Source organism: Cupriavidus sp. FW305-26 (genome assembly GCF_058787975.1).
The window spans coordinates 17215-29536 of sequence record NZ_JBYTAH010000015.1 but is presented as its reverse complement, the minus strand read 5'-3'; the positions used below and the strand labels follow the sequence as shown (position 1 = coordinate 29536).

The following is a 12322-nucleotide window of genomic DNA, read 5'->3' as shown; positions in this document are numbered from 1 at the left end:
GGCCGCTGTTGCCGATCAAGGTGCTGCTCCCGTCGCAAAAGAGTCCCGTGTCCGCGCCGACGCTGGCGCCCCCGCGGCCGATCCCGTGGTGTCGATCGACAGCCTCGACATGGAGGCCCGCGGCGTTGGCCGCCTGCTGAATGAGGACGGCACGCCCGGCAAGGTGATCTTCGTCGAAGGCGCGCTGCCCGGCGAGACCGTCAGCTACCGCAGCTTTCGCCGCAAGCCCAGCTACGAGCAGGCCCACCTGGTCGAGGTCCGGCAGGAATCGGTGATGCGCGTGAAGCCCGGTTGCCAGCATTTCGGGGTCTGCGGCGGGTGCTCGATGCAGCATCTCGATTCGCGTGCCCAGCTGGCGATCAAGCAGCGCGTGCTGGAAGACAACCTGTGGCACCTGTCCAAAGTGAAGCCCGACGTGGTGTTCCGTCCCATCGCCGGGCCGGACTGGGGCTATCGCTACCGCGCGCGGCTGACTGTGCGCCATGTGGCCAAGAAGGGTGGGGTGCTGGTCGGCTTCCATGAGCGCAAGAGCAGCTATGTGGCCGACATGACCCGTTGCGAGATCCTGCCGCCGCACGTGTCGGCCATGCTGGTGCCGCTGCGCGAGCTGGTCGGCGGCCTGTCGATCCGCGACCGCATGCCGCAGATCGAGCTGGCCGTGGGGCAGGAAGTCACCGCGCTGGTGCTGCGCATCCTGGAGCCGCTGACCGATGCCGACAAGGACCTGCTGCGCGCCTTCGCCGACCAGCACAAGGTGCAGTTCTGGCTGCAGCCCAAGGGCCCGGATACGGTCTACCCGTTCTACCCGGCCGATGCCGAGCTGGCCTATACGCTGCCGGAATTCGGCATCCGCATGCCGTTCAAGCCGACCGATTTCACCCAGGTGAATCACCAGATCAACCGCGTGCTGATCGGCCGCGCGCTGCGCTTGCTGGACGCGCAGCCGCAGGACCGCCTGCTCGACCTGTTCTGCGGCATCGGCAACTTCACGCTGCCGCTGGCCACGCAGGGCAAGTCGGTGATGGGCATCGAAGGCAGCGAGGCGCTGACCACGCGTGCGCTGGCCAACGCCGAATACAACGGGCTGGCGGCCAGGACCGAGTTTGCATGCCGCAACCTGTTCGAGGTCACGGCCGAGGACATTGCCGCGCTGGGCCGCTTTGACCGCTGGCTGGTCGATCCGCCGCGCGAAGGCGCGCTGGCCGTGTGCAAGGCGCTGGGCGAACTGGCGCAGCAGGGCAGCAACGTGCTGCCGCAGCGCATCGTCTACGTCTCGTGCAGCCCAGCCACGCTGGCGCGCGACGCCGGCCTGCTGGTGCACGGGGCGGGCTACCGGCTCGCCGGCGCGGGCGTGGTCAACATGTTCCCGCACACCTCGCACGTGGAGTCGATCGCGGTGTTCGAGCGCGGCTGATCGCGCAAGTCGCACCAAAGAAAAACCGGCCATCAGGCCGGTTTTTTCATGCTGCAGGGGAGGTTGCCGTCACTCGCGGCTGCCGCCGAAGATGCCCAGCAGCGCCAGCAGGTTGACGAAGACATTGTACACGTCCAGGTAGATTGCCAGCGTGGCGGTGATGTAGTTGGTCTCGCCGCCGTTTACCACGCGCTGCACATCGAACAGGATGTACGCCGAGAAGATACCGATGGCGATCACCGACACCGTGATCATCAGCGAGGGCAGCTGCAGCCAGATATTGGCGACGCTGGCCAAGATCAGCAGGATCACGCCGACGAACAGGAACTTGCCCAGGCCGGAGAAATCACGCTTGCTGACCGTGGCGATGGTCGCCATTGCGCCGAATACCGCCGCCGTGCCGCCAAAGGCATACATGATCAGCGCCGGCCCGTTGGAGAACTGCAGCGTCACGCCGATCAGCCGCGACAGCATTAGCCCCATGAAGAACGTGAAGGCCAGCAGCAGGACCACGCCCATGCTGCTGTTCTTGGTCTTCTCGATACCGTAGAAGAACCCGAACGCAATGCCCAGGAACAGGATCAGCGACAGGAACGGGTTGCCCGCCATGAAGCTGAAGCCGGTGGCCACGCCGATCCACGCGCCGAGCACGGTGGGGATCATCGAGAGGGCCAGCAGCCAGTAAGTGTTGCGCAAGACCCGGTTGCGAACGACGACGTCAGTGACGGTCGACGCACTGTTGCCGAAACCGTAGGTGTTCAGCTTGTTATCCATGGTGACTCCTGTCTCAAAACGGTGAGGCGCCGGGCTGCGAGGCTTCGGATGCGAAGATTCGTATGGAACCCGGACGGAACCATCGTCAATGTGGCACCTGGGAGGCTAAATTGCAAGGGCGAGGTAACCCATGAGTCACCTATTGCATGCTTTGCGCCGTTCGGTGCCGCTCACATTGGATGTTAGCCGGGGCGGCGTGTTCCTGGCATGACAAGCTTGTAATGTGCTCATTGGCGCACTTTGCGCCCGGTTGTGCGGCAAGGGCGGCCCGACACACGGCAGAGCAGGGAAGACCCTCGAAAGGGTCATAGTCTTCGTGCTAGAATCGCACGTTTAATCCATTTGTAACCCCTTCATTTTTCGGAGTTTTTCATGGCGATCGAACGCACCCTGTCGATTATCAAGCCGGATGCCGTGGCCAAGAATGTCATTGGCCAGATCTACGCCCGTTTCGAGGCCGCCGGCCTGAAGATCGTTGCTGCCAAGATGGTGCACCTGTCGCGCGGCGAGGCCGAGCAGTTCTACGCTGTCCACAAGGAGCGTCCGTTCTTCAAGGACCTGGTGGATTTCATGGTTTCCGGCCCGGTCATGATCCAGGCCCTGGAAGGCGAGAACGCCATCGCCAAGAACCGTGACCTGATGGGCGCCACCGACCCGAAGAAGGCCGAGAAGGGCACCATCCGCGCCGATTTTGCCGACAGCATCGACGCCAACGCCGTGCACGGCTCGGACGCCGCTGAAACGGCTGCCGTGGAAGTGTCGTTCTTCTTCCCGGGCATGAACGTCTACAGCCGCTGATTGTCCAGCGCTGCTGCCAGGACTAGACTGACACCGAAGCTGAGTTTGCCGTCATGAACGCTCTCGTCAACCTGCTCGACCTCGACGCGGACGCGCTCACCGCTTATTGCGGCGAGCTCGGCGAGAAGCCGTTCCGTGCGCGGCAACTGCAACGCTGGATCCACCACTACGGTGCCAGCCGCTTCGACGCCATGTCGGATCTCGCCAAGTCGCTGCGCGAAAAGCTCGCGACGCGGGCCGAGATCCGCGCGCCTGCCGCCATTACCGACCACCTGTCGGCCGACGGCACGCGCAAGTGGCTGCTCGACGTGGGCCAGGGCAACGCGGTGGAAACGGTCTACATCCCCGAGGAAACGCGCGGCACGCTGTGCGTTTCCTCGCAGGCAGGGTGCGCCGTCAACTGCCGCTTCTGTTCCACCGGCAAGCAAGGCTTCTCGCGCAACCTCAGCACCGGTGAAATCATCGGCCAGCTGTGGATGGCGGAGTTCGCCATGCGCGAACAACTGGGCCGCGGCCCCAAGGACGACCGCGTCATCTCCAACGTGGTGATGATGGGCATGGGCGAGCCGCTGCTGAACTACGATGCTGTCGTGCCGGCCATGCGCCTGATGCTCGACGACAACGCCTACGGCCTGTCGCGCCGCCGCGTGACGCTGTCCACCTCCGGCGTGGTGCCGATGATGGACCGGCTGTCCAAGGATCTCCCGGTGGCTCTCGCCGTGTCGCTGCACGCGTCCAATGACGCCTTGCGCGACGTGCTGGTGCCGCTGAACAAGAAGTACCCGCTGGCCGAGCTGATGGCGGCATGCCGCCGCTACCTGGAATTCGCGCCGCGCGATTTCATTACTTTCGAATACTGCATGCTGGACGGCGTCAACGACGGCGTCGAGCATGCGCGGGAACTGCTGAAGCTTGTGGCCGACGTGCCGTGCAAGTTCAACCTGATCCCGTTCAATCCCTTCCCCGAATCGGGCCTGAAACGCTCCAACAACGATCAGATCCGGCGCTTTGCGCAGGTGCTGATGGACGCAGGGATCGTGACCACCATCCGCAAGACCCGCGGCGACGATATCGACGCCGCCTGCGGCCAGCTTGCCGGTGAGGTGAAGGACCGCACGCGCCTGGCCGAGCGCGGCAAGTTCGGCAAGATCACGCCACTGGTGCCGGTCGCTGCTTCCGGCCAGCCTCGGGAGGTTCGCCCTGCATGATCCGTCTGATCGCTGCGGCCCTGCTGGGGCTGCTGATGTTGTCCGGCTGCCAGCTGCCGCATGCGCCGGCGCAGGATCCCCAGACCGCTTCCGACCAGACCGATGCAAGGCGCCGCGCCGGCATCCGGCTGCAGCTCGCCACCAACTATCTGGAGGCCGGCCAGAACGCGGTCGCCCTTGACGAGATCAAGCAGGCCATTGCCATCGATCCGGCGCTTGCCGATGCCTACCATGTGCGCGCGCTGATCTACATGAACATGAATGAGCGCACGCTGGCCGACGACAGCTTCCGCACGGCGGTGTCGATGCGTGCCAACGACGGCGACCTGCTCAACAACTACGGCTGGTTCCTGTGCCAGGAAGGGCGCTACGGCGAGGCCGTGCCGATGCTGCAGCGCGCGATGGCGGCGCCGTCAGCAGGCGGCCCCGCCAAGCCGCTGATCAGCCTGGGCGCGTGCGAACTGCGCCAGGGCCACAGCGCCGAAGCGGAAAAGAACCTGAAGGCCGCGCTCGGCTACGACCGCAACAACCCGGTGGCCAACACCAACCTCGCGCTGGTCTTCTACCGGCGCGGCGACTTCGCGCAGGCCCGGCAATATATCCAGCGCGTCAACAACAGCCAATATGTCAATGCGCAATCCCTCTGGCTGGGAGCGCGCATTGCCCACCGTCAGGGCGACAGCCGCACGCAGGATGCGCTTGGGGCGCAACTGCGCAGCCGCTTCCCCGACTCGCGTGAGTTGACCGCCTACGAACAAGGAGCATGGGATGAGTGAGCACGACCGCGCCGCAGGCCAGGCCGTACCGACGCAACAAGTCGGCGGGGGCGCGCACGAAGGAGAACGCGAAGCTGCCGCACGCGAGATCGGCGCAGCGCTGGCGCGCGAGCGCGAGGCGCAGCGCATGTCGGTGGAAGACGTCAGCGCGCGCCTGAAGGTGGCTGCAGGCAAGCTGCGCGCGATCGAGGCCGGCAACCTGCAGGCACTGCCCGACGTGACCTTCGCCAAGGGCGTGATGCGTGCCTATGCGCGCATGCTGCACGTCGACATCGACCCGCTGCTGGCACGCTTCCAGCCGCGCCCGGTGGCGCAGGTGGCGGAAATTGCCCGGCAGCGCGAAGGTGGCATCAATGCGGCCTTCGACGACCGCAACCGCTTCCGCTCGGGCGGCAACGGCGGCCGCTGGGTCTGGCTGGCGCTGGTGGCCGTGCTGGTGGCCGCGGGCGGCTGGTTCGGGCTTGACCATATCCGCGCATGGATCGATGCGCGCAGCAGCGCTGCCGAGACCGTAACGGCTGAAGCGCCTGCCGTGATCCAGAGCACGGAAGCCGGCACCGTGACGGCGGTGCTGCCGCCGGTCATGGCCGCCGGCGATTCGCCGGCGCCGTCTGCCGAAACCGCTCCGGCCAGTGCCGCCGCGGCCCCCGTGGCCGCGCTGGCGCCCGCAGCCGCTTCCGCGCCTGCAGCTGCCGCGGCACCGGCTGCGCCAGCAGGAGAGGGCGAACTGCAGATCCGCTTTGCCGCCGATACCTGGTATGAGATCCGGGACAATAGCGGCAAGATCGTCATGGGCGGTACCGCCAAGGCTGGCCAGACCGTGGCCGGTGGCGGCACGGCCCCGTACAAGGTGGTGATCGGCAACGTCAAGGGCGTCGAGTCGCTGACGCGCAATGGCACGCCGGTCGACCTGAAGGCAGCCAACCGCAACAACGTGGCGCGCCTGACGCTGCCCTGACGCGGGCGCGAGGTGCGTCTTTGCAAGGTGGTAACGCTATGAACCAACAGCTCTGTCTCCCGGTCCTGCCCGGTCCGCTGCCGCGCCGCCAGACGCGCCAGGCGCGCGTTGCGTGGGGCGACAATGTGGTGACCATTGGCGGCGGTGCGCCGGTGCGCGTGCAGTCGATGACCAACACGGATACGGTCGACGCCATCGGCACGGCCATCCAGGTCAAGGAACTGGCGCGTGCGGGCTCGGAGATCGTGCGCATCACGGTGAACACGCCCGAGGCCGCCGCCGCGGTGCCGTCGATCCGCGAGCAGCTCGACCGCATGGGCGTGGACGTGCCGCTGGTGGGCGACTTCCACTACAACGGCCACAAGCTGCTGCAGGACTATCCGGCCTGTGCCGAGGCGCTGTCCAAGTACCGGATCAACCCCGGCAATGTCGGCCAGGGCGCCAAGCGCGACACGCAGTTCGCGCAGATGATCGAGATGGCGTGCCGCTACCACAAGCCGGTGCGCATCGGCGTGAACTGGGGCAGCCTGGACCAGGACCTGCTGGCACGGATCATGGACGAGAACGCCGGGCGCGCCGAGCCGTGGCCGGCGCAGAGCGTGATGATCGAGGCGCTGATCACCTCGGCCATCGACTCGGCCAAGAAGGCCGAGGAAATCGGCCTGCCGGGCGACCAGATCATCCTGTCGTGCAAGGTGTCGCAGGTGCAGGAACTGGTCGCGGTGTACCGCGAGCTGGCACGCCGCTGCGACTACGCGCTGCACCTCGGGCTGACCGAGGCCGGCATGGGCAGCAAGGGCATCGTGGCGTCGACCGCGGCGCTGTCGGTGCTGCTGCAGGAAGGCATCGGCGACACCATCCGCATCTCGCTGACGCCTGAACCCGGCGCGCCGCGCGAGAAGGAGGTGTACGTGGGGCAGGAGATCCTGCAGACCATGGGCATGCGCAACTTCACCCCGATGGTGATTGCGTGCCCGGGCTGTGGCCGCACCACCAGCACCGTTTTCCAGGAGCTGGCGGCAAGCATCCAGGCCTACCTGCGCGAGCAGATGCCGCAATGGAAGACCGCCTACCCGGGCGTCGAGGAAATGGATGTGGCCGTGATGGGCTGCATCGTCAACGGCCCGGGCGAGAGCAAGCACGCCAACATCGGCATCTCGCTGCCGGGCTCGGGTGAATCGCCGGCGGCGCCGGTGTTCGTCGACGGCGTCAAGGTGAAGACGCTGCGCGGCGAGCGCATTGCAGAAGAATTCCAGGCGATCGTAGATGAATACGTTCGCACGCATTACGGCCCGGGCGCTGCGCGGGCCGACAAAGAAGTGGCAGCCTGAGCCGGACCGGCCGGGTGCCAGCAGCCTGACAAGAACAGAATGACGCAATCCGAGAACGTTGCCGCCGCAGGCGGTGCCAAGACCGAACCGAAGGTGCGCCCCGCCAAGGCCCTGCAGGGCGTGAAGGGCATGAACGACATGCTGCCGGCGGATGCGCCGCTGTGGGAGCATTTCGAGAATGCCGCACGCGCCATGCTGCGTGCCTACGGCTACCAGCAGATCCGCACGCCGATCGTCGAGCATACGCAGCTGTTCGTGCGCGGCATCGGCGAGGTCACTGACATCGTCGAGAAGGAGATGTACTCCTTCACCGATTCGCTCAACGGCGAGCAGCTGACGCTGCGCCCCGAAGGCACCGCCGCGGCCGTGCGCGCCACCATCGAGCACAATCTGCTGTACGACGGCCCCAAGCGCCTGTGGTACACCGGCCCGATGTTCCGCCACGAGCGTCCGCAGCGCGGCCGCTACCGCCAGTTCCACCAGCTCGGCGCCGAGGCGCTGGGCTTTGCCGGCCCGGACGTGGATGCCGAAATCATCCTGATGTGCCAGCGCCTGTGGGACGACCTGGGCCTGGTTGGCGTGCGCCTGGAGCTCAATTCGCTGGGGCAGGCCCATGAACGCGCCGCGCATCGCGAACAGCTGATCAAGTACCTGGAAGGCTTCCAGGACATCCTGGACGACGACAGCAAGCGCCGCCTGTACACCAACCCGCTGCGCGTGCTGGACACCAAGAACCCGGCGCTGCAGGAGATGGCGGCCAACGCGCCCAAGCTGATCGATTTCCTGGGCGAGGAGTCGCTGGCGCACTTCGAGGGCGTGCAGCGCCTGCTCAAGGCCAACAACATCCCGTTCAAGATCAACCCGCGCCTGGTGCGTGGCCTGGACTACTACAACCTGACGGTGTTCGAGTGGATCACCGACAAGCTGGGTGCGCAGGGCACCATCGCCGGCGGCGGGCGCTATGACCCGCTGATCGCGCAGATGGGCGGCAAGCCGGCGCCGGCCTGCGGCTGGGCCATGGGCATCGAGCGCATCATCGAGCTGATCCGCGAAGAGGGCGTGGTGCCCGACGCGGCGGGCTGCGACGTCTACCTGGTGCACCAGGGCGAAGCCGCCGCGCAGCAGGCGATGATCGCCGCGGAACGGCTGCGCGACGCAGGCCTGGACGTGGTGCTGCACGCCAGCCCCGACGGCAAGGGCGGCAGCTTCAAGTCGCAGATGAAGCGCGCCGACACAAGCGGTGCGGCCTATGCCGTTATCATTGGCGACGACGAAGTGGCTGCCGGCGTGGTCCAGGTCAAGGAACTTCGCCAGCGCGAGCAGGCCGAAGGCGGTGGACAACAGGCCACCGTGCCGGCCGAGGGACTGGTCGATTACCTGATCGACGCCATGGTCGGCGCCAGCGAATAAATCGCGCACCGGCCACCCGGAAAACCCAGTACACGAGTACCTAACCCAACGCAGGTGATTGCCTCGACATGGCTTACGATCTAGAAGAACAGGAACAGCTTGAGAATCTGAAGGCCTGGTGGCGCCAGTACGGCAATGCGCTGACCTGGGTGCTGATCGTCGCGCTGCTGGCGTTCGCCGGCTGGAACGGCTGGAAGTACTGGGAACGCAAGCAGGCCGGCGAGGCCGCGGTGCTGTACGAGCAGGTGCTCAAGGCCGCCGAGGCGCGCGACATCGAGCGCATCAAGCGCGCCGCGACCGACCTGGAAGACAAGTACGGCCGCACCGCCTATGGCCAGATGAGCGCGCTGGTCGCGGGCCGCGTGCTGTACGATGCGGGCGACCTCGCCGCGGCCAAGAGCCAGCTGCAATGGGCCATCGACCATGGCGACCAGGAGTATTCGCACCTGGCGCGCGTGCGCCTGGCCGGCGTGCTGCTCGACGAGAAGGCCTACGACAAGGGCCTGGCGCTGCTCAAGGATGAACCGCCGGCAGCGTTCGTGGCGCTGTATGCCGACCGCCGCGGCGACCTGCTCGCCGCGCAGGACAAGCGCGACGATGCGCGCACGGCCTATCGCAAGGCGCTGGACAAGCTGGGCCAGGAAGAGCCTGCGATGCGCCAGATCATCCAGTTCAAGCTTGATGCGCTGGGCACGGCCTGATCCGGCCGCTCCCGAACGCATGCAAACACCGCATATCCAGCGGATCGTATAAACAGGACCGTAACCCTATGACGTCAGTGCTTTCCCGTGCCGTACATCGCCAGCCTGCCCGCGCCATGACCCGTGCGCTGGTGGCGGTTGCCTGCCTGGCCACACTGGGCGGCTGCTCGCTGTTCAGCAAGGAAAACAAGCACCCGCCCGCCGAGCTCAAGCCGGTCTCGGGCACGCTGTCGGTGCGCCAGGCCTGGAAGGCCGACGTGGGCAAGAGCGGCCCCTATTCGATGCAGCCGGCCGCGGCGGGCAACAACGTCTACGTGTCGTCCAATAACGGCAACGTGATGGCGCTGGAAGGCGCCAGCGGGCGCGTGCTGTGGAAGTCCAAGGCCGACCTGGACCTGACCTCGGGTCCGGGCAGCGATGGCTCGGTGACGGCGGTCGCCGGCGAGAAGGGCGCCATCTATGCCTTTGACGCCAGCGGCAAGCAGATCTGGAAGAAGCAGGTCAACGGCGAGGTGCTGTCGGCGCCGCTGGTCGGCAATGGCCTGGTGGTGGTGCGCACCACCGACACGCGCGTATTCGGCCTGGACGCCGAGACCGGCGAGCGCCGCTGGATCTACCAGCGTTCGCAGACGCCGCTGAACCTGCGCGCGGCGATGGGGATGGTGTTTGCCGGCGACGGCATCGTGATGGGCTTCCCCGGCGGCAAGCTGGGCGTGCTGACGCCGGGCAACGGCGTGCTGCGCTGGGAGAGTGCGGTCTCGTACCCGAAGGGCGTGTCGGAGATCGAGCGCCTGAACGATGTCACCGGCCTGCCGATGGTGAGCGGGCGCCAGGTCTGCGCCACCACCTTCCAGGGCCGGGTGGCCTGCCTGGAACTGGCCAGCGGGCAGCCGCAGTGGGGCAAGGATTTCTCGTCGCCGAGCGGCCCGGCGCAGGATGACAATGCAATTTACGCCAGCGACGAGCAGTCGGTCGTGCATGCGTTCGACCGCCAGAACGGCAACGAGCGCTGGAAGAACAACGACCTGCGCAATCGCCGCCTGGGCGCGCCGCTGGCCCTGGGCCGCTCGGTGGTAATGGGCGACTTTGAAGGTTATGTACACTTCCTGTCGCGCGAAGACGGCCAGGTCATCGCACGCATGAAGACCGATGGCAGTGCCATCACCGCCGCGCCCGTGGTGGCGGGGCAGACCCTGGTAATCCAGACCCGCGACGGCGACGTCTACGGTTTCCAGCCTGGCTGACAGGAATCCAATGCGCGCTGCCGTACACCTGTCGGTACGGCCAGCGCCGAATCCGGTAGCATGATCCTTAGCGCGGCAATTGCAGCGGGTCCGTTGACCCGGCGCCGCGCCCGACAGGACAAGCGGCAGACCGCGCCCTAGGTGGCGCGGCGTGCCGTCGGATCCATTGACTCCGGAGTTACCGGGGGGCGGCGTGCCGGCCCCCGTTTCCGTTTATTGCATGAAACCAGTTATCGCACTTGTCGGCCGCCCCAATGTGGGCAAGTCGACGCTATTTAACCGCATGACCCGATCGCGCGACGCCCTTGTCGCCGACCTGCCGGGCCTGACGCGCGACCGCCATTACGGGGAAGGGCGCATCGGCGAACGCCCGTTCATCGCCATCGATACCGGCGGCTTCGAGCCGGTGGTCAAGGAAGGCATCGTCGCCGAGATGGCCAAGCAGACCAAGCAGGCCGTGGTCGAGGCTGACGTGGTGATCTTCATCGTCGACGGCCGCCTGGGCCTGGCGCCGCAGGACCGCGCCATCGCCGACTACCTGCGCAAGACCGGACGGCGCATCATGCTGGCGGTCAACAAGGCCGAGGGCATGAAGTACACCTCGGTGGCGGCCGACTTCTATGAGCTGGGCATGGGCGATCCGTACGCGATCTCCGCTGCCCACGGCGACGGCGTGAGCGAACTGGTCGACGAAGCCATCGAACTCGCGGTCCAGGAGCGCCCCGAGCTGGGCGAAGAGATTCCGGACGAAGGCAAGGGCGTCAAGATCGCCATCGTCGGGCGCCCCAATGTGGGGAAATCCACGCTGGTCAACACGCTGATCGGCGAAGAGCGCGTGATCGCGTTCGACATGCCCGGCACCACCCGGGATGCCATCTACGTGGAGTTCGAGCGCGGCGGCAAGCCCTACACGCTGATCGACACGGCAGGCTTGCGCCGGCGCGGCAAGGTGTTCGAGGCGATCGAGAAGTTCTCGGTGGTCAAGACGCTGCAGTCGATCGCCGATGCCAATGTGGTGATCCTGCTGCTCGATGCGCAACAGGATATTTCCGACCAGGACGCGCATATCGCCGGCTTTATCGTGGAATCGGGCCGCGCACTGGTGGTGGGCGTCAATAAATGGGATGGGCTGGACGGCCATACCCGCGACCGCATCAAGCATGACCTGGAACGCAAGCTGCAATTCCTTAGCTTCGCGAATTTCCATTTTGTCTCGGCACGCGAGCGTACCGGCATTGGCGCGCTGATGCGTTCGGTCGATGACGCGTTCGCCGCGGCCATGGTCAAGCTGCCGACGCCGCAGCTCACGCGTGTGCTGCAGGAAGCGGTGGAATTCCAGCAGCCCAAGCGGGTCGGCGCGTCGCGGCCCAAGCTGCGCTACGCGCACCAGGGCGGCTCGAATCCGCCCATTATCGTGATCCACGGCAATGCGCTCTCGGGCGTTGCGGAAACCTACCGGCGCTACCTGGAAAATCGTTTCCGTACGGCATTCAAGCTAAAGGGCACCCCTCTTCGCATCGAATTTCGTACGAACAAAAATCCGTACGCGGACTCGAAGGATTGAGTCCGGAATCGGATTCCTGGCGGGGCAAGTTTTCGTTTGCGTTCGTTTGGAACTGCGGCTAAATTTGCGGTAGCAGGGGGTTCCCTGTGCATTGACGCCGACTTGGTACCGTTTTTGATCTTTTTTCTGGCGCGTTTTTGCGCC

Annotated in this window: 11 protein-coding genes; 10 read left to right on the top strand and 1 reads right to left on the bottom strand. The window is 66.0% G+C overall.

The features are described 5' to 3' along the window. Positions 1-85 precede the first annotated feature (85 nt). Positions 86-1414, top strand: coding sequence for a 23S rRNA (uracil(1939)-C(5))-methyltransferase RlmD (gene rlmD, locus AC3WQZ_RS11315; RefSeq protein ID WP_041687438.1), 1329 nt, complete (start codon positions 86-88; stop codon positions 1412-1414). A 69-nt stretch (positions 1415-1483) separates the two neighbouring features. On the opposite strand, the gene AC3WQZ_RS11310 is transcribed toward rlmD, so the two are convergent. Then, positions 1484-2188 carry a Bax inhibitor-1/YccA family protein gene (locus tag AC3WQZ_RS11310; protein WP_010809421.1) on the bottom strand — a complete coding sequence of 235 codons (705 nt, stop codon included), beginning with the start codon at positions 2186-2188 and terminating at the stop codon, positions 1484-1486. A gap of 372 nt (positions 2189-2560) precedes the next feature. On the opposite strand from AC3WQZ_RS11310, the gene ndk reads away from it, so the two are divergent. The 9 genes from ndk (at position 2561) to der (ending at position 12178) form a co-directional block, all read left to right on the top strand. Beyond that, the gene (gene ndk, locus AC3WQZ_RS11305) at positions 2561-2986 is read left to right on the top strand and encodes a nucleoside-diphosphate kinase (protein ID WP_010809422.1); all 426 of its coding nucleotides are present in this window, start codon (positions 2561-2563) and stop codon (positions 2984-2986) included. Between the two features lie 53 nt (positions 2987-3039). Next, complete coding sequence (gene rlmN, locus AC3WQZ_RS11300) at positions 3040-4194, top strand: dual-specificity RNA methyltransferase RlmN (protein ID WP_010809423.1); 1155 nt, start codon at positions 3040-3042, stop codon at positions 4192-4194. Beyond that, on the top strand, positions 4191-4970 hold the full coding sequence (gene pilW, locus AC3WQZ_RS11295) for a type IV pilus biogenesis/stability protein PilW (RefSeq protein ID WP_010809424.1): 780 nt from the start codon (positions 4191-4193) through the stop codon (positions 4968-4970). The genes rlmN and pilW overlap by 4 nt, the downstream gene beginning before the upstream one ends. Continuing rightward, complete coding sequence (locus tag AC3WQZ_RS11290) at positions 4963-5928, top strand: RodZ domain-containing protein (RefSeq protein ID WP_492300561.1); 966 nt, start codon at positions 4963-4965, stop codon at positions 5926-5928. The genes pilW and AC3WQZ_RS11290 overlap by 8 nt, the downstream gene beginning before the upstream one ends. Before the next feature lie 38 nt (positions 5929-5966). Then, positions 5967-7259 (top strand): flavodoxin-dependent (E)-4-hydroxy-3-methylbut-2-enyl-diphosphate synthase, encoded by a 1293-nt coding sequence (gene ispG, locus AC3WQZ_RS11285; protein ID WP_010809426.1) that lies wholly within the window; start codon positions 5967-5969, stop codon positions 7257-7259. Between the two features lie 39 nt (positions 7260-7298). Then, a complete protein-coding gene (hisS, locus tag AC3WQZ_RS11280; RefSeq protein ID WP_010809427.1) occupies positions 7299-8669 on the top strand; it encodes a histidine--tRNA ligase in 1371 nt (456 codons plus the stop codon). A gap of 68 nt (positions 8670-8737) precedes the next feature. Then, positions 8738-9370: a tetratricopeptide repeat protein gene (locus AC3WQZ_RS11275; protein ID WP_010809428.1), complete on the top strand. Its 633-nt coding sequence runs from the start codon at positions 8738-8740 to the stop codon at positions 9368-9370. A gap of 68 nt (positions 9371-9438) precedes the next feature. Further along, positions 9439-10614, top strand: coding sequence for an outer membrane protein assembly factor BamB (gene bamB, locus AC3WQZ_RS11270; protein WP_011615625.1), 1176 nt, complete (start codon positions 9439-9441; stop codon positions 10612-10614). 220 nt (positions 10615-10834) lie between these two features. Beyond that, positions 10835-12178 (top strand): ribosome biogenesis GTPase Der, encoded by a 1344-nt coding sequence (gene der / locus AC3WQZ_RS11265; protein WP_010809430.1) that lies wholly within the window; start codon positions 10835-10837, stop codon positions 12176-12178. Positions 12179-12322: the final 144 nt, after the last annotated feature.

Excerpts from the sequence above, each read along its gene's own strand:
- pilW (WP_010809424.1), top strand. The coding sequence starts at position 4,191 with ATGATCCGTCTGATCGCTGCGGCCCTGCTGGGGCTGCTGATGTTGTCC.
- der (WP_010809430.1), top strand. The coding sequence starts at position 10,835 with ATGAAACCAGTTATCGCACTTGTCGGCCGCCCCAATGTGGGCAAGTCG.
- AC3WQZ_RS11310 (WP_010809421.1), bottom strand. The coding sequence starts at position 2,188 with ATGGATAACAAGCTGAACACCTACGGTTTCGGCAACAGTGCGTCGACC.
- bamB (WP_011615625.1), top strand. The coding sequence starts at position 9,439 with ATGACGTCAGTGCTTTCCCGTGCCGTACATCGCCAGCCTGCCCGCGCC.
- AC3WQZ_RS11275 (WP_010809428.1), top strand. The coding sequence starts at position 8,738 with ATGGCTTACGATCTAGAAGAACAGGAACAGCTTGAGAATCTGAAGGCC.
- AC3WQZ_RS11290 (WP_492300561.1), top strand. The coding sequence starts at position 4,963 with ATGAGTGAGCACGACCGCGCCGCAGGCCAGGCCGTACCGACGCAACAA.
- ndk (WP_010809422.1), top strand. The coding sequence starts at position 2,561 with ATGGCGATCGAACGCACCCTGTCGATTATCAAGCCGGATGCCGTGGCC.
- hisS (WP_010809427.1), top strand. The coding sequence starts at position 7,299 with ATGACGCAATCCGAGAACGTTGCCGCCGCAGGCGGTGCCAAGACCGAA.
- rlmN (WP_010809423.1), top strand. The coding sequence starts at position 3,040 with ATGAACGCTCTCGTCAACCTGCTCGACCTCGACGCGGACGCGCTCACC.
- ispG (WP_010809426.1), top strand. The coding sequence starts at position 5,967 with ATGAACCAACAGCTCTGTCTCCCGGTCCTGCCCGGTCCGCTGCCGCGC.